Source organism: Halorubrum sp. Ea8 (genome assembly GCF_002252925.1).
Taxonomy (GTDB): domain Archaea; phylum Halobacteriota; class Halobacteria; order Halobacteriales; family Haloferacaceae; genus Halorubrum.
The window spans coordinates 76,787-95,414 of sequence record NZ_NHPF01000041.1 but is presented as its reverse complement, the minus strand read 5'-3'; the positions used below and the strand labels follow the sequence as shown (position 1 = coordinate 95,414).

Below are 18,628 nucleotides of genomic sequence, written 5' to 3'. Positions count from 1 at the left end.
CAGGCGCGGGAGGATGTCAATGGCAGACTTCGAGTCGTTGATTCGGGCGTTGCTGTATACACAGTGCGCCTCGGTCTCTGGGTGTAATAGTCCGAACGGGCCGGCCGATGAGTGGATGACTCGTGAATGTGTCTGTAGAAGTCTATTTTCCGGGTGAAGCCAAACAGTCGCCAATCAGCACGGAGCCAATCGTTCGGGATGATAAGCGCTGCCGGTTCGGCGAGGCCGACTCGTATCGTGCTCGATGGGTAACTGAGAGCTCGGTGAGGTGGACTCCTTCTCGACGTGCGTTCAGGTGGTACGCTGACTGTTGTGGGAACAGGGTTCGGAACGCGTATCTGAGTCGGTGATCATTCGAGGTCATGGGCAGTGAAAAAGAAAAAATGCTGAACGGGGAGCCGTACGACGCAGACGTTCCCGAACTGTTGGCCGAGCGGGAACGTGCTCGCAAACTCGCAAGACGCTATAATCGGACGACATCGGACGACGCTGAGACGCAACGGAACCTGTTAGAGGAACTGTTCGGCTCACTTGGTGACGAATGCTACGTCGAGCCGCCGTTTCGCTGTGACTACGGATACAACATCCACGTGGGTGAGAACTTCTACGCGAATTTCGACTGCGTGATGTTAGACGAATGCCGGGTGGAGATCGGGCGGAATTGTATGCTTGGCCCGAGTGTGCATATCTACACCGCAACCCACCCGCTCGACGCGGACGAACGGATCAGCGGTCAGGAATATGCCAATCCCGTCACGGTCGGTGAGAACGTCTGGATCGGTGGCCAGGCAGTTCTCAACCCCGGCGTAACGGTTGGAGACAACGCAGTCGTTGCCTCTGGCGCAATCGTAACAGAAGACGTACCCGAGAATGTGGTCGTACAGGGTAATCCTGCAACGGTAGTGAAAGATCTTGAGGCAGACGATTAATTTTCGCCGTCCGTAACCCGTACCGAACAGAATCGGGTCCCCATGCCGCTAGTTCAGGATGTACCCACACCGCCGACACGCGCTGTATAACGCGAGACCCAACGAGACGGTATTGGAGCACTCCCTCCGCTGAGATCGTCTGAATAGGTGATATCCGGAGAGCGGACGGCTCGATTACGTCGAGCTTTCGTACGCGATTTTGCCGTCGACGACCGTGATATCGATGTCGATATCGGCGATCGACTCCGGCTCCGCGAATGGGTTCGCATCAAGCACGACCGCGTCGCCGAGTTTCCCTGATTCGAGTGTTCCTTTCTCGTCTTCGGTGAACTCGGCGTACGCCGCGTCCCGCGTGTATGCGGCGATCGCCTCGTCGACGGAGAGACGTTGCGTGTCGTGTGGTGCGTTGACCGAGTGGTGGATGCCGTGGAGCGGACCGATCGGCATCGTGTCGCTGCCGAACGCGAGCGGCACATCCGCGTCGCGGACGCTCCGGAAACGGTTGTTCCCGCCACGGGCCTCGCTCCCGAGGACGGTCTCGTAAATCCCGTCTTCGCCGGCCCACTGGAGGAAGTTCGGTTGCATACTCGCGACGATCCCGAGGTCAGCCATCCGAGCTATCGCGGCGTCGGTCGCCAGTTCCAGGTGTTCGATCCGGAGTCTCGGGTCCGGTACGCGGTAGTCGTCGAGCACCGCCTCGTAGCAATCGAGCACAGTGTCGACCGCCACGTCCCCCAGCGCGTGGGTGGCGATCTGCTGATCGGCTCGGGCGGCGGTCCGGAACAGCTCGCGGAGCTCGGACTCGGTCGTCACCATCGTCCCATCGTTGTCGGGGTCGTCGACGTAGGTGCCGGAGATCTTGCCGGTTCGTGCGCCGAGTGACCCATCGGAGAACGTCTTGAGCCCGCCGATCCGGAGCCAGTCATCGCCGAACCCGGAGGCGATCTCGAGGTTCGACAGCGACTCCGCCTTTCCGGAGTGCACATAAAAGGTCACGCGGAGTCCCAGCTCGTCGTCTCGCCACGCGCCGAAGAACGCTGCGTGGATCGGGCTGCCGAACTCCTGTGGCGCGGTGAGCCCCGACATGTTCTGAACCGACGTGACGCCGAGTTCGTGTGCCCGCTCGGTCGCCGCCGCCAGTGCGCGGCGGGCCTTGTCGCCGCGCGGGTACGTCGCTTGTTTCACGCGGCCGGCGGCGTCTTCCACGAGCACCCCGGTCGGGGTGCCGTCGTCGTTACGGTTCACGTCACGCTCCACACCATCGAGGTCGACTCGGTCGAGCGCGAGACTGTTGACAGCCGCGGCGTGGCCGTCGACGCGCATCGCCGCGACGGGGTGATCTTCGCTCACCGCGTCGAGATCGGTTCGGGTGAGGTGTCCGTCCTCGTCTGGCCACGTCGTTTCGTCGAAGTTGTAGCCGAGCACCCAATCTCCTGGCTCGGTTGTAGCCGCGTTCTCTCCGAGCATTGAGAGCGCTTCGGCGCGGTCGTCTGTGTCGGCAAGATCGGTCTCCAACTGATCGATCCCGACAGACAGCAGGTGCGTGTGGGCGTCGTTGAACCCCGGAAGAACGACCCGACCGTCCAGATCGACGGTCTGCGGATCTGTCGCGGCCGCCTCAACGGGTTCAGTGTCACCGGCGGCGGCGACGCGACCGTCGCGGAACAGGATCGACTCGACCACGCTCCGGTCGTCATCGAACGTATGCACGGCACCGTCGCGCAGGAGGAGCTCGGTCACGGATTACGCCTCTTGATCCGGCCACCGCTCGATGTAGACGGTTTCGTCGGTGTAGAACCGGACGACGTCCTCGGCCTGCGCGTGGAGGTCGCCGAAGAACGAGTCCTTCTGACCGCCGAAGTGGAAGAACGCCATCGGGGCTGCGGTCCCGACGTTGATGCCGACGTTCCCCGCCTCGAGCTCGTGGCGGCACGTCGCCGCCTCGTCGCCGCGGTTCGTGAAGACTGACGCGGCGTTGCCGTAGCGGCTCCGGTTGGCAATGTCGATCGCTTCGTCTAGGTCACTGGCCCGAATCAGTGCCAGCACCGGTCCGAACAGCTCCTCCGTCGCGACGGTCATCTCGGGCGTTACCTCACCGAAGACCGAGGGCGCGAGGAAGCATCCCTCGTCGGAGGCGGCCTGCTCGCGTCCGTCGAGCAGCAGTTCCGCGCCCTCCTCGACGCCGGTCTCGATGGCGGCTTCGATCCGGGCTTTGGCCTCGCCGGAGACGACCGGTCCGACATCGACGCCGTCCTCGAGGCCGTTGCCGACCGTCTGTGCCGCGGCTCGGTCGACGACGAGCTCCGCGAACTCGTCGTACACGTCGTCGTGCACGACTGCAACCGGATTCGCCAGACAGCGCTGTCCGGTGTTGGCGAACGCCGAACTCACGGTCTTCTCCGCGGCGTACGACAGATCAGCCGCGTCGCTCACGATGACGTGGTTCTTCGCGCCGCCCTGCGCCTGCACGCGCTTGCCGTTCGCGGCCGCCGTCTCGTAGACGTGTTTCGCGACATCGGTGCTCCCAACGAACGAGGCGCCGACCACGTCGTCGTGCGACAACAGCGCGTTCACCGTGTCCGGGCCGCCGTGGACCAGCGAAACGACGCCGTCCGGGAAGCCGGCGCGCTCGAGCAGTTCGAACAGCGCGATCGCGGTGTACGGCGTCCGCTCGCTCGGCTTAAGTACGAACGCGTTCCCGCACGCGACCGCGTACGGGAGGAACCACAGCGGGATCATGCCGGGGAAGTTGAACGGCGTGATCGCGGTGAACACGCCGAGCGGATGGCGGACCGCTGTCTCGTCGATTCCCGGCGCGGCGTGCTGGAGGTGACCGCCCTGCAGCAGCGTCGGCGCGCCGCACGCCACCTCGACGTTTTCGATCCCGCGGCGGAGTTCGCCTTCGGCCTCCGCTCGCGTTTTCCCGTGTTCGCGGACGAGCAGTTCTGCGATCTCTGACTGGTGTTCCTCCAGCAGCGACTTGAACCGGAAGAGCGGCTGAATGCGATCTTCGACCGGCGTCTGCCGCCACTCGTCGAACGCTTCGTCCGCCACGCCGACCGCGGCGTCAACGTCGGACTCGGTACTGTTCGGCGTCTCGCCGAGCGCCTCGCCGGTCGCCGGGTCGACGACCGTCTCGGCGACACCGCCGCTCGGGCGCGTCCACTCGCCGCCGACGTAGTTCGCCATCGGCCGGTCGAGGAGGTCGTGTAGGTCGGTGGCTTCCTGCTCGCCGGTTCCTTCGAGGCTCATTCGATCTGCTCCCCTTCGATGACGATCTCACGGCCCGCGAGCTCGTCGATGAACTGCTCGGGATCGAACAGCTCCTCCGGCGGCTTCGCGCCGTCGGCCGTCGCGTCGCCCTGTCCGACGAGCACTGCCGCGATCCCCATCGGGACGCCGGTCCAGACGGCGGTCGCCTTCAGTCCCCAGTCGTCGAGGCGCGATTCGACCACGGTCGAGTACCGGTATTGAGCGTGCTCGCCGTCTTCCGTCCCGGCGACGTCGACGCGGAAGGACTTCCACTCCTCGACCGGGCCGGGCTTCGGCTGCCGGTCGAGGTGCCAATCGAGGAACTCGCGGGGCGAGGTCTCGACGCCCTTGTACTCGACGGGCTCCTCGCTGGTGAGGTTCAGCCCGATGAGCACGTCGCAGATGTTGACGAGGTCGGGCGAGAATGCGACTCGAAAGTCGACGTCCTCGACGCCGGGGAACGTGGTCGGCATCGTCGCCAGCTCCGAGTGGATGCTGTGGAACCCCTCGACCTCGCCGACCGGCGACGGCATCGTGTACGTCTCGCGGCCGGAGAGCGGATCGAGCGTCCGGTACTCGCCGTCCTCGTAGACGATGGGGTCCATCGTCAGCTCGTCGAGGATCGTCTTCGCGGAGTAGGCGAAGCCCTCGCCGCCGCCGCGCGCGCCGGTGCGAATGTGAATCGATTCGACCTCGTCGAGGTGGCTCGCCCCCATCGCGGTCGCGATGTTCGTCAACCCCGGGCTGGCACCCATTCCGAGGACGGCGGTCAGGCCGGCGTCGGCGAACATCTCGTCATACGCTAGCTGGTCCTGCGTCTTGTGGTACAGTCCGCCGAGGTCGAGGTAGTGACAGTCGGCGTCGAGACAGGCCTCCATCACCGCGACGTTGAACGCGTACGGGAGCGCGTTGGCGACCACGTCTGCGTCGGCGATCGTCTCGACCACGCTCTCGTGATCGGTCACGTCGACGCGCGCCGTCTCGACGTCACCCGGGAGCTCGGCGGCGAACTCGTCGGCGGAGTCGATGTCCGCGTCCGCGATGAGGAGGTCGTCGACCGCCTCGTTCTCCGCGAGTTCCCACGACGTCGCTCTACCCATCGCGCCGCAACCGCCCAGCGCGACGACTCTCATTCGGTGCCTCCGTAGTTCATCATCACAGATTTCACTTGTGTCATAGCTTCTAAGTGCCACTTACTGCCGTACCGCCCGCCCGAACCGCTCTCGCCGTAGCCGCCGAACGGGAGCAGTCGTTCCCAGTAGTTGTTCGTCTCGTTGATGAACACGCCACCTGCCTTGATGCGGTTCGCGGCGTCGTGAGCGCGTTCCAGCGAATCGGTGAATATCGCCGCCTGCAGCCCGTACGGCGAGCGGTTCGCGATCTCGATCGCCTCTTCGTACGACGACGCGGTGAGAACCGGCGTCACCGGGCCGAACGTCTCCTCGGTGGCGACGTCCATCTCCTCGGTCACGCCGTCGAGCACGGCCGGCGTGAAGAACAGCCCGTCCGTCTCCCCGCCGGTCCGGACCGTCGCGCCGCGCTCCACGGCGTCGTCGAAGTGCGCGCGGGCCTTCGACTGGATCCGCTCGGAGATCATCGGGCCGACGTCGACCCCGTCCTCGAAGGGGTCACCGAGTACGAGGTCCTCGGTCCGCTCCACGATGGCGTCGACGAGCTCGTCGTGGACGCCCTCGGTCGCGATGACGCGCTCCGTCGCACAGCAGACCTGCCCCGCGTTCCAGTTGCTGCCCGAGACGATGCTGTCGGCGGCGTGCTCCACGTCCGCGTCGTCGAGGACGACGATCGGGTCCTTCCCGCCGAGCTCCAACAGACACTGGGCATTGCGCCCGGCCGCCGTCTCCGCGATCTCCTGGCCGACCGCGCTGCTGCCGGTAAACGCGATGAGCCGGATGTCGCGGTTACCGACGAGCGCCGCACCGGTGTCGCCGTCGCCGGTGACGAGGTTGAACGCTCCGTCCGGGAGGCTCGACTGCGCGAACGCCTTCGCGATGTGGTACGCCGTCAGCGGCGTCTCCTCCGCCGGCTTGAACACGACCGGATTGGCCGTCGCGACGGCGGAGTAGATGCTGCCGCCGGGAATCTCCAGCGGGAAGTTCCACGGGGAGATCACCGCGCACGGCCCGTACGGCTCGCGCTGCGTGTACGCGAACCGGTCGCGCCACTCAGAGGGGACGACGTCGCCGAACAGGCGAATGGCGTCGTGCGCGTAGTCCTCGCTGGACTCGATGACGTACTCGGTCTCCTCGTAGGACTCGTGGAGGGGTTTCCCCTCTTCCTCGGTGATCCCCTCAGCGATCTCGTCCTCGTGTTCCTCGAAGTAGTCCGTCACCTCCTCGAGCACCTCCGCGCGCTCGAACGCGGTCATCTCTTCGAGTTCCGTCTGGGCTCGGCGCGCGGCGTCGACCGCGGCCGCCACGTCCCGGTCGTTCGCCTGCGGGACCGTGTCGATGACCTCTCCCGAGACGGGAGAGACGACGTCGATCCCGGCCGACGATTCCGAGTCGACCCACTCTCCGTCGATGTACAGTTGGCGCATGTGTCGTGTCCTCGGTGGCCATACAGCAACCCCCATGAAAAATCTTTCTCGATACGCCCCATTTCACCGAATTATATTCGGCAATCTGCGATCCAGAGGGGAATACCAACGGTTGTTCGCCGCTTATCGAGCGAAATTGTCTGCCCTGCGCGCTCAGTACGGGGGCTCGTCGACCGCGAGGTTGACCGACTTCGATCGGGTGTGTTCTTCGAGCGCCTGCTGTGCGCACTCGCGGCCGAAGCCGGACTGCTTGAACCCGCCGAAGGGCGTGCCGGGAACCGTTCCGAAGTACTGGTTGACCCAGACGCTCCCCGCTTCGACGTCGGCGGCCGCGCGGTGGGCCACGGACGGGTTCTCGGTCGCGATTCCCGCCGTGAGTCCGTATTCGACGCCGTTGGCGATCTCGATCGCCTCCGCGTAGTCCGAGAACGTCATGAGGAACTGCACCGGGCCGAACACCTCCTCTTGGGCGATCCGCATGTCCGGGTCAACGTCGTCGAAGACGGTCGGCTGGTAGAAGGCGCCGTCGGCGTACTCGTCGCCCTCCGGTGCCTCGCCGCCGCTGAGGACGGTCGCTCCCTCATCGCGACCCACTTCGACGTAGTCGTCGACGCTCTGACGGTGGCCCTCGTAGGCCAACGGACCCATCACCGCTCCGTCTTCGAGCGGATCGCCGGGCTCCCAGCCGGCGAGTTCCTCTAGGTACGCGTCGACGAATTCGTCTTTCACGTCCTCGTGGACGAGGAGTCGCGTCGCCGAGTCGCAGGACTGGCCCGCGTTGTACATCCCGCCGGTCGCGGCGTTCGCGGCCGCCTCCTCGACGTCGGCGTCCGGGAAGACGATGAACGGGTTCTTCCCGCCAAGTTCGAGGGTCACGGGCGTCACGCTGTCCGCGGCGGTCCGCATGATCGACTGGCCGACGGGGACGGAGCCCGTGAACGACACCTTCCCCACGTCGGGATGGTCGATGATCGGCTCGCCCACGTCGGCTCCGGAGCCCGGAACGACGTTTATCACACCGTCGGGGAGGACGCCGTCGGCCAACTGCGCGGCCCGGATTACCGACAGCGGGGCCGGACTCGGTGGCTTGACGACCGTCGTGTTCCCGGCCGCCAGCGCCGCCCCGACCTTCCACCCCATCAGCAGGATCGGGTAGTTCCACGGGAGGATCTGTCCCGTGACGCCGTACGGCTCCTGCCGGACGTACGCATGCGAATCCGTTCCGGTCGGAACGTATTCGCCTTCCTGCGCGACCGAGACGTTCGCGTAGTACTCGAAGAAGTCGAGGCCGTTCTCGATGTCCGCCTTCGCGTACGCGAGCGGTTTGCCGACCTCCAGCGTCTGGAGGAGCGCCAGCTCGTCGACGTTCTCCCGCATCTCCTCGACCCACGCGCGAAGCAGCGCCGCCCGGTCGCCCGCGTCCATCGCTCCCCAGCCGTCGTCGAACGCGGCGTCGGCCGCCGCGACGGCGTCGTCGACGTCAGCGCCGCCGCACTGCGCGACGGCCGTTATCGGCTCGTCGACCGACGGGTCGGTCGGTTCGAACGTCTCTCCGTCGCTCGCCGGTCGCGTGTCCCCGTCGACGTACGCCCCGAAGTCGAGCTCAGCGATTTCACCGTGCGCCTGTTCGTGTCGGTCCCGAATCGTACCTGTGAAGTTCATAATCGTGTGTCCGTCGTCGATTGCGTCACTCCGGGCCGGTCTCCGGAGTCATCTCGTCTGCCGTGTCGTTTCGTCTGCCGTCTGAGGTCCGCACGCACCCGCGAACGCAGGGATCGTGCTCTCCCATTCTCCGATTACTCGGTGAGTACCACGCTGTTCTCGGACGCCCAGCCGATCTGAACCGTCTCGCCCGGCTGGAGGTACGAGCCCTGGTCGCGGATCTGCATGTCCACGGTGAACTGCTCGCCGTCGTCCAACCGAACGACGAACTTGCCGAGATTCCCCTTGTAGATCTCGTCGATGATCTCCGCCTGGAAGCTGTTGTCGAGCCCGACGGCGTCGTCGCCGATACGGATCTTCTCCGGTCGGACGGCGAATCCGGCCGTCGGTCCGGCCGCTGAATTCTCCGGGACGCGATACGAGCGGCCATTCCGCCGAATGGTCGCTCCCTCGGCGTTTTCCGAGTAGTCGCCGCGGACCAGGTTCGTCTCGCCGATGAAGTCCGCGACGAACTCCGTCGCGGGCTCCTCGTAGATCTCGGTGGCGGTGCCGAGCTGCTCGACGTGGCCGTCGTTCATCACCGCGATCTGGTCGCTCATCGTGAGCGCCTCCTCCTGATCGTGGGTGACGTAGACGAACGTCGTGTTCAGCTCCTCCTGTAAGTTCTTCAGTTCGACCTGCATGTTCTGTCGGAGCTTCAGGTCCAACGCCCCGAGCGGCTCGTCGAGGAGGAGCACGGCCGGTTCCGTGATGAGCGCCCGCGCCAGCGCGATACGCTGTTGCTGGCCGCCGGAGAGCTCGCTCACCTGCCGGTCTTTGGTCCCCGGCAGTTCGACGAGTTCGAGCATCTCCTCGACGCGCGATTCGATCTCCTCGTTGGATCCGCGACGCACGAGCCGCTTGATCGACCGGCCGACGCCGCCGCGGCCCTCCTCGCCGGTCTCGTCGACGCCCTGCATCTGAAGCCCGAAGGCCACGTTCTCGCCGACGCTCATGTGCGGGAACAGCGCGTACGACTGGAACACCATACTGGTGTTGCGCTCGAACGGCGGGACGCGCGTCACGTCCTCGTCTTTGATGTACACCGCGCCCTCCGTCGGCGTCTCGAAGCCGTCGATACAGCGGAGGAGCGTTGTCTTTCCGCACCCGCTCGGTCCGAGCAGCGTGAGGAACTCGCCCGACTCGACACGGAGGTCGACGTCGTCGACCGCGGTGACGTCGTCGAACCGCTTCGTCACGCCCTCCAGTCGGACGTCGTAGTCCGTCATTCCTCAGGCGCTCTTGATCTCTTGCCAGGCGTTGCTGTACAGCGTCGTCGCCTGACCGATGTTCTCGATGAATTCGAGGTTGCTCATCGTCTCGTCGTCGGGATAGATCGACTCGTTGTCGAGGATCTCGTCGAGGATGTACTCCTCGGCGGCCTCGTTGGGGCTCCCGTAGTACGTGTAGTTCGTGATCTCGGCGCCGACCTCGGCGTCGAGGAAGTGATTGATGAACGCGTGCGCCGCGTTGACGTTCTCCGCCTCGGCGGTGATCGCGGCGGTGTCGACCCACACGACGCCGCCCTCCTCCGGAATAACGTAGTTGACCGGGGAGCTCCCGTCCTCGAACGTCTCCCAGTACGCTTGGAACGCGCCGCCGGACCACGCGTGGAGCGGACTGAGCTGCTCGTTGATCAGGTTCGTCGGGAAGTTCGACGAGTCGTACGTCGCGAGGAGGTCCTTCTGCTCGATGAGCAGCTCCTTCGCCTCCTCGATCTCGGACTCCTCGGTCGTGTTGAGGGAGTAGCCGAGGTACTTCAGCGCGGCGCCCATCGTCTCGCGCACGTCGTCGAGCATCGACATCTGCCCCGAGAACTCCTCGTTCCACATCGTCTCCCACGAGTTCACCTCGATGTCGCCGACCATCTCCTCGTTGTACGCGATCCCGGACGTGCCCCACTGGTAGGGGACGGAGAACCGCTGCTCCCCGGGGTCGTACGGCGCCTCGCGGAACATCTCGGAGAGGTTCCCGAAGTTCGGTATGGCGTCGAGGTTAAGCGGCTGAACCATGTCCTGCTCGTTCAGGATGTTCACCATGTAGTCGCTCGGGAAGATCAGGTCGTACTGACCCGTTCCGCCCGCGTTCAGCGCGTTGAACATCTCCTCGTTCGAGGAGTACAGCGAGACGGAGACGGAGACGTCGTACTCCTCTTCGAAGCCGCTGATGAAGCCGTCGGGCCAGTAGTCGCCCCACTGGAAGATGCGGAGCTCGTCCTCGAGCTCGTCGCCGTCGTCACTCCCGTCGCTGCCGTCGCTCCCATCGCTGCCGTCACTTCCGTCACTTCCGTCACTTCCGTCGCTGCCGTCACTTCCGTCGCTGCCGTCACTCCCGTCGCTGCCGTCGCCGCCTCCGCCGCTACATCCCGCGAGTCCGACGAGCCCGGCCGCCGAGACGGCGCCTGTGGTCCGAAGGAACGTTCGCCGATCGCTGGTGGATTGCTGTTGTGGCATGGGTTGTCAGTGTCTCTTTTTCTCCAACTACGACACCACACCATAAATATTTCGGGAGATCATGCGTTCAGTCGCATATATTTCACATAATTCACCAGGTCGGACCCTGAAACCATTGGGCGACGGCGACGAGAGCCATGGTGACGACAATGATCAGCGCCGCGACGACGTTGACGCCGGGCGAGATCCCCTGCCGGACCATCCCGAAGAAGAAGATCGGGAGCGTGTTCTCCTGCCCGATGATGAAGAAGGTGACCACGAAGTCGTCGAAGCTCATCGCGAACGCGAGCAGCGCGCCCGCGAGGATCCCCGGTTTGATCATCGGAAGCGTCACGAACCGGAACGTCTCCAACTCGTTCGCGCCGAGGTCCATCGCGGCCTCTTCCATCGTCTGATCGAATGTCTGTAGCCGCGCGGCGACGACGACCGCGACGAAGCTGATTCCGAACGCGACGTGGCCGATGATCGCGGTCCCGATCCCCAACTGGATCCCGACGATGTTGAAGAACAACAGCAGCGAGATTCCCATCACGATGCTCGGGATGATGATCGGCATGAACACGACGCCGGTGAACAGCCGCTTGCCGGGGAAGTCGTAGCGGTCGAGGGCGAACGCCAGCATCGTCCCGAACACGCAGCTGATGACGACCGTCGCCGCGGCGATCTCGACCGAGTTGAGCAGCGCGTTCCACGCGGCGTTCGGGTCGACCCTGGCGACCGTTTCGCCCTGCAGCAGCGCCGTGTACCACTTCGTCGTGAACCCCTGCCAGACGACCGCGTACCGCGAGTCGTTGAACGAGAGCGTGATCAACACCGCGATCGGGAGGTAGAGGAACAGGTAGACGAACGCCGTCTGGGCCAGCAGGAACCCTGAACCGCGCTCGAACAGCGACGCGCGCGCTCGGCGGAACGCGCCCATCACGCGAGCTCACCCCCGCCGCGTTGGTAGGCGGCGATGCTGAGCAGCATGATCCCCATGAGGACGAACGCGCCCGCGGCTCCGAACGGCCAGTGGCCGGCCGAACCGAACTGGCTGGCGATGAAGTTCCCGATCATCTGACTGTCGGTGCCGCCGAGCAGTTCGGGGATCACGTACGCGCCCGCGCTCGGAATGAACACGAGGATGCTTCCCGCCATGACGCCCGGCTTCGACTGCGGGAAAATGACGTAGTAGAACGCCTCGAAGCGGTCAGCGCCGAGGTCCATCGCCGCCTCCTGGAGCGTGAAGTCGATCTCCTCGATGCTGGAGTACACGGGGAGGATCATAAACGGGATCCAGATGTAGACGAGCCCGAGGAGGACCGCGAACTGCGAGTTCATCAGCGAGACCCCCTGCTCGACGAACGGGAGCACCGCGAACGCGCTCATCAGGACGCTGTTGGCCGACAACAGCAGTTGGATGGCGTAGATCCGGACGAGGAATGAGGCCCAGAACGGGAGGATGACGAGCACGACGAGGAGGTTCTGGTACTCCTCGGGAGAGATGTGGCCGATGTAGTAGGCCATCGGGTAGCCGACGACGAACGAGACCACCGTCGCGAGGATCCCGTAGCCGATGCTTTTGAAGAGGAGCCTGACGTACGGCGTCGGCTGCGTCGACGAGAGCGTCTGCGTTCCGGGAATCACCGTGTCGATCAGCCACGCGACCGTCGCCCAGAGCGCGCCGAGCATCGAGGCCTCCCCGGGGACGAAGAACCGGCGGTACTGCTGGAAGCCGAGGTTCTCGGTCGCGAGCAGGACCTCGCCGAACGCGCCTCGTTCGCCGAAGCTGAAGAAGAACATCACGGCGAGCGGTGCCAAAAAGAAGACGCCGAGCCAGAACGCGCTCGGTGCGAGGTTGACGATCGCACCGGTCCACTGGTTCCGGCGAACGCGCTGAACCAGCTGCGCGTCGACGCCCGACGCCCGATTGTTGGTATCGCGTCCCATTCTCTCGTTGGCGTACCACAGCCCACATGAAATATGTTTGGGCGAATTCGATACTTACAGACAAACGTACGAGGAGAACCGCAGTTGAGGAAATATTATCATGATAGATACCGTACCGACGAATAAACTCGTGCGATCAAACAAAACACATAGGGACCCGGCCATCGAATCACCCGGTATGGACATCGACGAGGTCGACCGGAAGATTCTCGCTATCCTTCAGGTCGACGGTAGGGCGGCTCTCTCCGAGATCGCGAGACGGCTTGATATGGGAACGGCGACCATTCATGAACGAACGAAGGCATTGGAAGAAGAGGGGTACATCCGCGATTACCGCGCGGTGCTCGATCCGGAGCTGCTCGAACGCAACGAGGTCGGCTTCATCCGCATCGTGGCGACGGCCGGCCGGTCGTCGGAAGTCGCCGAACGCCTCGTTGAGGTGACGGCGATCCAAGAGATCCACGAGCTCACGGGCGATGCGGACCTGTTATTGAAGGTCCGCGTCGCCGACCGTCAAGAGATGACTGAACTGCTGCGAGAGATCGGTCAGTTCGAGGGCGTCGAGAGCACCGCGACTGACATCGCGCTCCGGAGCGTTAAGGAAGAACACACGCTGCGCATAGACGAATGAACGAAATCTGGGACCTCGAACCGTCCGTCAGATCGGAGTACGGCTCGCTCGAACAGGTCCTGGTCCACGAGCCGGGCGAGGAGTTCAAATCGGTAGTTGATCCGGACACGTGGAACTGGGACGGGCTGCCGCGTCAGGAGAAAGCCGCCAAAGAGCACCGTTCGCTAGTGGAGGAACTGGAGGCACACGGCGTCGAAGTGCTCACGCTCGAGGGCGTTATGGGGAGCCTCGCGGAATCGCTGTTCGTTCGCGACGTCGGGTTCGCGATCGGCGGCGGAATGGTGATCGGGAAGATGGTGGAAGAGACCCGACACGGGGAGGAACGCCGACTCTCCGAGCGCATGATGGAGCTGGGAGCGCCGATTTATCACACCGTTCACGGCGACGGCGGCTTCGAGGCCGGAAACATGGTTTGGATCGACCGAGATACCGTCGCTATCGGTCGATCGCAGACCACCAACGCGGCCGGGATCCGACAGGTCCGGAGCGTCTTGGAGACGTTTGGGGTCGAAGTGGTCGAAGTACCGATATTCGGCAGCACGGAGAGCACCGGCCAGACGCATCTCGCCTTGGTATTCGGCATGGTCGCGCCCGATCTCGCGCTCGTCTACTCCGAGGCCGTTCCTCCGGAGTTCCTCGACATGCTCCACGACCGGGGCATCGAAACGATCTCGGTTCCGATGCGGGAGCAGCGCAACCGGGCGACGAGCGCCATCGTCGTCGATCCAGGGACCGTGCTCCTCCCCTCCGGGAACCACGAGGTGCGCGCCGCTCTCACCGACCGCGACTTCCACGTTATCGAGTTGACCCTCAGGGAAATCAGGAAGGCGGGGGGCGGTCCGCAGGGACTCGTGCTCCCGCTGTCTCGAACTGTTACCGGAGAATAATACGAATCGCCGTATCTATTTCGGTATCAGATTGCTTCTGCCAAAGATTTATTTCCTACCCCTCCGATATCTATCTCGATGAGCCTCGGTGACAAGGAGCGCGACCATGCACGCCCGTTGGAAGAGAAGACGTCGAACAGCCGGGAGTTTCACCGGCGCGCGTCGAACGTAACACCGCTCGGGGTCGAGTCGAACGTGCGTTCGTTCGACCCGTACCCGTTCTACATTGAGGAGACGGACGGCTCGTACGTCTACGACATGGACGATAACGAGTATCTGGACTTCCTCCTAGCGCTCGGTCCGATCATCCTCGGACACGGCCATCCCGAGGTCAAAGACGCCGTCAAACGGCAGGTCGAGCAGAGCGATCTGACCGCGACGCCGCAGCCGGTCGCCATCGAGTTCATGGAGAAGGTCTGCGAAATGGTCCCCTCCATCGAGTCTGTTCGGATGGCGAACAGCGGCACGGAGGCGACGATGCACGCGCTCCGAGTCGCTCGGTCGTACACCGGGAAAGAGAAGATTGCCAAACCCGAGGGGGGATACGCGGGCGCGCACGACTACGCGCTACAGAGCGTCTACGCCAGCGAGGAGGCGCTCGGTCCCGAGGACGAACCGAACACGGTGTCGTACGGGACGGGAATCCCCGACGCGGTGAGCGAGACGGTCGTCGCGTTCCCCTTCAACGACAAGGAGGCGACCGAGAAGATCCTCCGGAAGCACGCTGATGACATGGCGGCCGTGATCATCGAGCCGGTAATGTTCTCGTGCGGTTGTCTCAAGCCTCGCGACGGGTATCACGAGTTCCTCCGCGAACTGACAGAGGAGCTCGACATCGTCCTCATCTGGGACGAGGTGATGACCGGCTTCCGGCTGGGGCCGCAGTCCGCACAAGGTCGGTTCGGCGTCACGCCGGACATGACGACGTTCGCGAAGGCCGCCGGCGCCGGCTATCAAGTCGCCGGATTCGGCGGTCGAGAGGACATCATGGAGGAGATCATCCCGCCGAGAAAGAAAGAAGCCTCCAAGTGGAACTCGTCGGCGTTCCACGGCGGCACGTACAATGGACACCCGGTCGCGGCTGCGGCCGGCCTGAAGACCCTGGAGATACTTGACGAGCGCGACGTGTACGAACACATCGACCGTCTCGGCGACAAACTGTTCACCGGGCTTCAGGAAGCCGCCGACGACGTCGGGCTCCCGGTCAATGTCGAACACATCGGCTCGATGGGACAGGTGTACATGACCGACCACGACATCCACGCGTATCGTGACACGTGGCACGCAAACACCGATCGATTCGCCGACTGGTGGATGGAAGCTGCGGCCGGCGGCGTCCTCTTCGGTAACCCGCTGCAGGGCGAGCGGTTCTTCACGACGTACACTCACACCGACGAGGAGGTCGACCACGCACTGGAGGTCGCGGAAGACGCGTTCCGCTCGGTCGACCACCAGTACGAGTGATGATGCCGAACCGGCCTAATTCATCGATTCGGGCCGTTAAGCGGTCGAATAGGACATGACGGGCGGCGATCTCGGGAAGACAAACGAACCGCTCGAACTCCCGGGGAGCAGAAGCGGAGACGACCCGTCTGTCGTGATCGTCGGCGGCGGCGTGATCGGCTGTGCGGCCGCCCGCGAGCTCGCGCCGGACCATCGCGTACTCCTGCTCGAACGCGACCAGATCGCGAGCGGAGCGACGGCACGGGCAGCGGGTGAGGTGACGATGGAGCCCTCCTACACGGACTACCCGGAGATCGCCGATTACGCGACCGACTTCTTCAGAAGGTACGACGGAACGGGCACGTTCGAGTACACCCAGACGCCGAGCGCGGAACTCGTTACCCCTGACCGTGAGGACGAGGCACGTGCGCGCGTGGACCGTCTTCGAAAGGACGGAGTTGAGGTTGCGTTTTTGGAGCCGTCGGAGGTCGAGGATCGGTGGCCGCAGATCGACCCATCATCGTTCGCCGGTGCGGTTCGGTTCACAGACACAGGTCACCTCGATCCGTACACACTCGCGACGACGCTACAGTCCGACGCCGAGGCGCACGGTGCTCGCTTCGAGACCGGGGTGACCGTAACGGAGATCCTCGAAGACGGCGAACGAGTCACTGGCGTCGACACCGAAGACGGGGCGATACGCAGCGACAACGTCCTCGTGGCCACCGGCTGGCGCGTCAACGAGTTACTGACTCCCATTCTGGAAGTTCCGATTCGACCGTACCGGACGCAGTGTCTGGTCTTGCGTCCGGACTCGTCGTTGTCCGACGCCTTCCCGATGGGGTGGATTCCCGGCGAGCACGTCTACTTCCGTCGCGAGGGGAACGGGGATCTCCTCGTCGGCGGCTGGTCGTTCGCCGAGGACGATCCCACGGCAGCGAGCGAACGTGCCGACGAAGCGTTCCAGGACCACGTCGCCGGCCTCGTTCCGCGGTTCCTCCGAGCAGATGGTCGCCTCCGTGTGGTCGACGGCTGGGCGGGAATCGACGGGGCAACGCCCGACACGCGTCCGATAATCGACTCGCCGGCGGACGCTCCCGACGGCCTCGTCATCGCCGCCGGATTCCACGGACGCGGTGTGATGTCCGCACCCGTCGCCGGGCGGCTCGTCCGGTGTCTCATGACCGGCGAGGATCCGCCAGTCCCGACCAGGCCGTTCTCACTGTCTCGGTTCGATTCTCGAAGCCCAGACTTCGAGTTCCTGAGTATCAGTGCCGGTGGGGACTGACGAACCACCGATCAGCAGTTTTCGCCGTCGTCGTACGAAGGGGCGTTGTTCGGACTTCGGGGGGATGCTCCTCCAGGACGCATACGGCGCGTGTTCGTCTCAATCGACGTACTGAGGGACAGCGATCGCTATCGCCTCGTCGGGTTTTAATACAGTCATCTGACAAAGTGCCTCGCATGTCCGAGCCACCTACTATCGACCCTGAAACTGCCGACTGGTTAACCCTCGACGAAGACGAAGAGATCGTTTGGTCCGGAAAACCACACGAGAGCAGCTTGATCCCGGCGCTTGTCGTCGGAATCCCTCTCGCTCTCGTCCTCATCGGGTTATTCGTCATCGCCGGGACCTATCTCCAGCGCGAGAATACGCAGTACGTCGTGACGACCGATGGACTGTACAAGAAGACGGGGATCCTCTCACGTGACGTCCAGCGCATCGATTTCGGAAAGGTCCAAAACACGTCCTACAGCCAGGGATTCTTCGGCTCGCAGTTCGGCTACGGGAACGTCGATATCTCGACCGCTGGCGGCTCCGGTATCGAGATGCAGTTCCGGTCGGTCCCCGAACCGCGCGAGGTTCAAGAGCGCATCAACAAACGCGTGAAGGGCAGCCGTGGTGAACCGACGACGGAATCAGGTGAAACCACGCGCGACGTACTTGACGAGATCCTCGTCGAACTCAGAGCGATCCGCTCTACCGTCGAAGCACAACGGGAGACGACGGGGAACACATCGGCCACGACGTCCAACACCGGTAATGCGGCGGACGAACGACCGACTGGTGAAGGGAGCACCGGCCACAGTGAGTTCGCGAGTAGCAACCCGAGAGCCGAGAACGCTACCGCCGAGGAAGAGTCGGCTGATGAACGGTAGCCAGCCATGACGGATTCGATAGATCCGGCGATCCCGCTCGACACCACCGAATCGGTCGAATGGTCCGGCCGCCCGCGGGTCACTACCGTCCTTCCAGCAGTCGTGGTCGGCGTTCTCCTCATCGTCTCCGGAATCGTGGTCAGCGTTGCCAGAGGGACCCCGCTCTTCCTCGCGGTCGTTCCACTCGGAGCGGCGATCCCGCTTTGGAACTATTTCGCTCTCCAAGGCGTGCAGTACGTGATAACGGAGGAAGCACTCTACGTGAAACGCGGCGTGTTGACCCGGTCTGTGACACAGGCGAACCTCGAAACCGTCCAGAACAGCTCCTTCGAGCAGGACATCACGGGGTCGATTTTCGGATACGGCTCAGTGACGTTCGAAATCGCTGGCGGGGACGACCTCTCGTTCCGGGCGATCGAAGACCCTCGTGCCATCCGGGCACTCGTCGATCGAACGGCAGCGAACGACGACGGTCTCGGTGGAGACGGTCGACGGGAATCCGGCATCCCCGGAGATCTGACGCAGTGGCGGCAAATTCGTGACGAGATACGAGCGCTTCGCAGCTCTCTCGAAGAGTAGTCGTTCGGGAAAGGCCAGAGAGTAGACGGTATCCCTGTGACGTGCCCGACTCGACGGGCGCCGAGTGAGCGTGGCGAGGAGACGAGCGAGGACGGACGGTCGAATAA

At 64.0% G+C, this 18,628-nt stretch carries 16 protein-coding genes; 7 read left to right on the top strand and 9 right to left on the bottom strand.

The annotated features are described in order from the left end of the window. Positions 1 to 362: 362 nt before the first annotated feature. Positions 363 to 929: a sugar O-acetyltransferase gene (locus tag DJ74_RS03500; RefSeq protein ID WP_094526380.1), complete on the top strand. Its 567-nt coding sequence runs from the start codon at positions 363 to 365 to the stop codon at positions 927 to 929. A gap of 174 nt (positions 930 to 1,103) precedes the next feature. Here DJ74_RS03500 and DJ74_RS03495 read toward each other — a convergent pair whose 3' ends face one another. The 9 genes from DJ74_RS03495 to DJ74_RS03455 all read right to left on the bottom strand — a co-directional run bounded on the left by DJ74_RS03495 (position 1,104) and on the right by DJ74_RS03455 (position 12,821). Continuing rightward, a complete protein-coding gene (locus tag DJ74_RS03495) occupies positions 1,104 to 2,669 on the bottom strand; it encodes an amidohydrolase (protein WP_094526379.1) in 1,566 nt (521 codons plus the stop codon). 3 nt (positions 2,670 to 2,672) lie between these two features. Continuing rightward, the gene (locus tag DJ74_RS03490; protein WP_094526382.1) at positions 2,673 to 4,118 is read right to left on the bottom strand and encodes a CoA-acylating methylmalonate-semialdehyde dehydrogenase; all 1,446 of its coding nucleotides are present in this window, start codon (positions 4,116 to 4,118) and stop codon (positions 2,673 to 2,675) included. A 59-nt stretch (positions 4,119 to 4,177) separates the two neighbouring features. Next, positions 4,178 to 5,314 (bottom strand): saccharopine dehydrogenase family protein, encoded by a 1,137-nt coding sequence (locus tag DJ74_RS03485; protein ID WP_094526378.1) that lies wholly within the window; start codon positions 5,312 to 5,314, stop codon positions 4,178 to 4,180. Beyond that, positions 5,311 to 6,738 carry an aldehyde dehydrogenase gene (locus DJ74_RS03480; RefSeq protein WP_094526377.1) on the bottom strand — a complete coding sequence of 476 codons (1,428 nt, stop codon included), beginning with the start codon at positions 6,736 to 6,738 and terminating at the stop codon, positions 5,311 to 5,313. The genes DJ74_RS03485 and DJ74_RS03480 overlap by 4 nt, the downstream gene beginning before the upstream one ends. A gap of 153 nt (positions 6,739 to 6,891) precedes the next feature. Then, positions 6,892 to 8,400 (bottom strand): aldehyde dehydrogenase, encoded by a 1,509-nt coding sequence (locus DJ74_RS03475; RefSeq protein WP_094526376.1) that lies wholly within the window; start codon positions 8,398 to 8,400, stop codon positions 6,892 to 6,894. Between the two features lie 134 nt (positions 8,401 to 8,534). Further along, positions 8,535 to 9,668, bottom strand: a complete 1,134-nt coding sequence (locus tag DJ74_RS03470) for an ABC transporter ATP-binding protein (RefSeq protein WP_094526375.1) — start codon at positions 9,666 to 9,668, stop codon at positions 8,535 to 8,537. A 3-nt stretch (positions 9,669 to 9,671) separates the two neighbouring features. Continuing rightward, the gene (locus DJ74_RS03465) at positions 9,672 to 10,892 is read right to left on the bottom strand and encodes a spermidine/putrescine ABC transporter substrate-binding protein (RefSeq protein ID WP_094526374.1); all 1,221 of its coding nucleotides are present in this window, start codon (positions 10,890 to 10,892) and stop codon (positions 9,672 to 9,674) included. 91 nt (positions 10,893 to 10,983) lie between these two features. Beyond that, positions 10,984 to 11,811: an ABC transporter permease gene (locus DJ74_RS03460; RefSeq protein WP_094526373.1), complete on the bottom strand. Its 828-nt coding sequence runs from the start codon at positions 11,809 to 11,811 to the stop codon at positions 10,984 to 10,986. Further along, a complete protein-coding gene (locus DJ74_RS03455) occupies positions 11,811 to 12,821 on the bottom strand; it encodes an ABC transporter permease (RefSeq protein WP_094526372.1) in 1,011 nt (336 codons plus the stop codon). The genes DJ74_RS03460 and DJ74_RS03455 overlap by 1 nt, the downstream gene beginning before the upstream one ends. 178 nt (positions 12,822 to 12,999) lie before the next feature. On the opposite strand from DJ74_RS03455, the gene DJ74_RS03450 reads away from it, so the two are divergent. From DJ74_RS03450 to DJ74_RS03425, 6 genes are all read left to right on the top strand, one after another. Beyond that, the gene (locus DJ74_RS03450) at positions 13,000 to 13,452 is read left to right on the top strand and encodes an Lrp/AsnC family transcriptional regulator (RefSeq protein ID WP_094526371.1); all 453 of its coding nucleotides are present in this window, start codon (positions 13,000 to 13,002) and stop codon (positions 13,450 to 13,452) included. Next, complete coding sequence (locus tag DJ74_RS03445) at positions 13,449 to 14,339, top strand: dimethylarginine dimethylaminohydrolase family protein (protein WP_094526370.1); 891 nt, start codon at positions 13,449 to 13,451, stop codon at positions 14,337 to 14,339. The genes DJ74_RS03450 and DJ74_RS03445 overlap by 4 nt, the downstream gene beginning before the upstream one ends. Before the next feature lie 78 nt (positions 14,340 to 14,417). Next, positions 14,418 to 15,803 (top strand): aspartate aminotransferase family protein, encoded by a 1,386-nt coding sequence (locus tag DJ74_RS03440; protein ID WP_094526369.1) that lies wholly within the window; start codon positions 14,418 to 14,420, stop codon positions 15,801 to 15,803. 55 nt (positions 15,804 to 15,858) lie between these two features. Further along, positions 15,859 to 17,070, top strand: a complete 1,212-nt coding sequence (locus tag DJ74_RS03435; RefSeq protein WP_094526368.1) for an FAD-binding oxidoreductase — start codon at positions 15,859 to 15,861, stop codon at positions 17,068 to 17,070. 176 nt (positions 17,071 to 17,246) lie between these two features. Continuing rightward, positions 17,247 to 17,942, top strand: a complete 696-nt coding sequence (locus tag DJ74_RS03430; RefSeq protein ID WP_094526367.1) for a PH domain-containing protein — start codon at positions 17,247 to 17,249, stop codon at positions 17,940 to 17,942. A gap of 6 nt (positions 17,943 to 17,948) precedes the next feature. Beyond that, positions 17,949 to 18,521 (top strand): PH domain-containing protein, encoded by a 573-nt coding sequence (locus DJ74_RS03425; RefSeq protein ID WP_094522926.1) that lies wholly within the window; start codon positions 17,949 to 17,951, stop codon positions 18,519 to 18,521. Positions 18,522 to 18,628: the final 107 nt, after the last annotated feature.

What these genes read in the sequence shown, in the direction of transcription:
- DJ74_RS03425 (WP_094522926.1), top strand. Translation starts at nt 17,949, where the DNA reads ATGACGGATTCGATAGATCCGGCGATCCCGCTCGACACCACCGAATCG.
- DJ74_RS03460 (WP_094526373.1), bottom strand. Translation starts at nt 11,811, where the DNA reads ATGGGCGCGTTCCGCCGAGCGCGCGCGTCGCTGTTCGAGCGCGGTTCA.
- DJ74_RS03480 (WP_094526377.1), bottom strand. Translation starts at nt 6,738, where the DNA reads ATGCGCCAACTGTACATCGACGGAGAGTGGGTCGACTCGGAATCGTCG.
- DJ74_RS03455 (WP_094526372.1), bottom strand. Translation starts at nt 12,821, where the DNA reads ATGGGACGCGATACCAACAATCGGGCGTCGGGCGTCGACGCGCAGCTG.
- DJ74_RS03450 (WP_094526371.1), top strand. Translation starts at nt 13,000, where the DNA reads ATGGACATCGACGAGGTCGACCGGAAGATTCTCGCTATCCTTCAGGTC.
- DJ74_RS03500 (WP_094526380.1), top strand. Translation starts at nt 363, where the DNA reads ATGGGCAGTGAAAAAGAAAAAATGCTGAACGGGGAGCCGTACGACGCA.
- DJ74_RS03470 (WP_094526375.1), bottom strand. Translation starts at nt 9,668, where the DNA reads ATGACGGACTACGACGTCCGACTGGAGGGCGTGACGAAGCGGTTCGAC.
- DJ74_RS03475 (WP_094526376.1), bottom strand. Translation starts at nt 8,400, where the DNA reads ATGAACTTCACAGGTACGATTCGGGACCGACACGAACAGGCGCACGGT.
- DJ74_RS03490 (WP_094526382.1), bottom strand. Translation starts at nt 4,118, where the DNA reads ATGGCGAACTACGTCGGCGGCGAGTGGACGCGCCCGAGCGGCGGTGTC.
- DJ74_RS03430 (WP_094526367.1), top strand. Translation starts at nt 17,247, where the DNA reads ATGTCCGAGCCACCTACTATCGACCCTGAAACTGCCGACTGGTTAACC.
- DJ74_RS03485 (WP_094526378.1), bottom strand. Translation starts at nt 5,314, where the DNA reads ATGAGAGTCGTCGCGCTGGGCGGTTGCGGCGCGATGGGTAGAGCGACG.
- DJ74_RS03435 (WP_094526368.1), top strand. Translation starts at nt 15,859, where the DNA reads ATGACGGGCGGCGATCTCGGGAAGACAAACGAACCGCTCGAACTCCCG.
- DJ74_RS03465 (WP_094526374.1), bottom strand. Translation starts at nt 10,892, where the DNA reads ATGCCACAACAGCAATCCACCAGCGATCGGCGAACGTTCCTTCGGACC.
- DJ74_RS03440 (WP_094526369.1), top strand. Translation starts at nt 14,418, where the DNA reads ATGAGCCTCGGTGACAAGGAGCGCGACCATGCACGCCCGTTGGAAGAG.
- DJ74_RS03445 (WP_094526370.1), top strand. Translation starts at nt 13,449, where the DNA reads ATGAACGAAATCTGGGACCTCGAACCGTCCGTCAGATCGGAGTACGGC.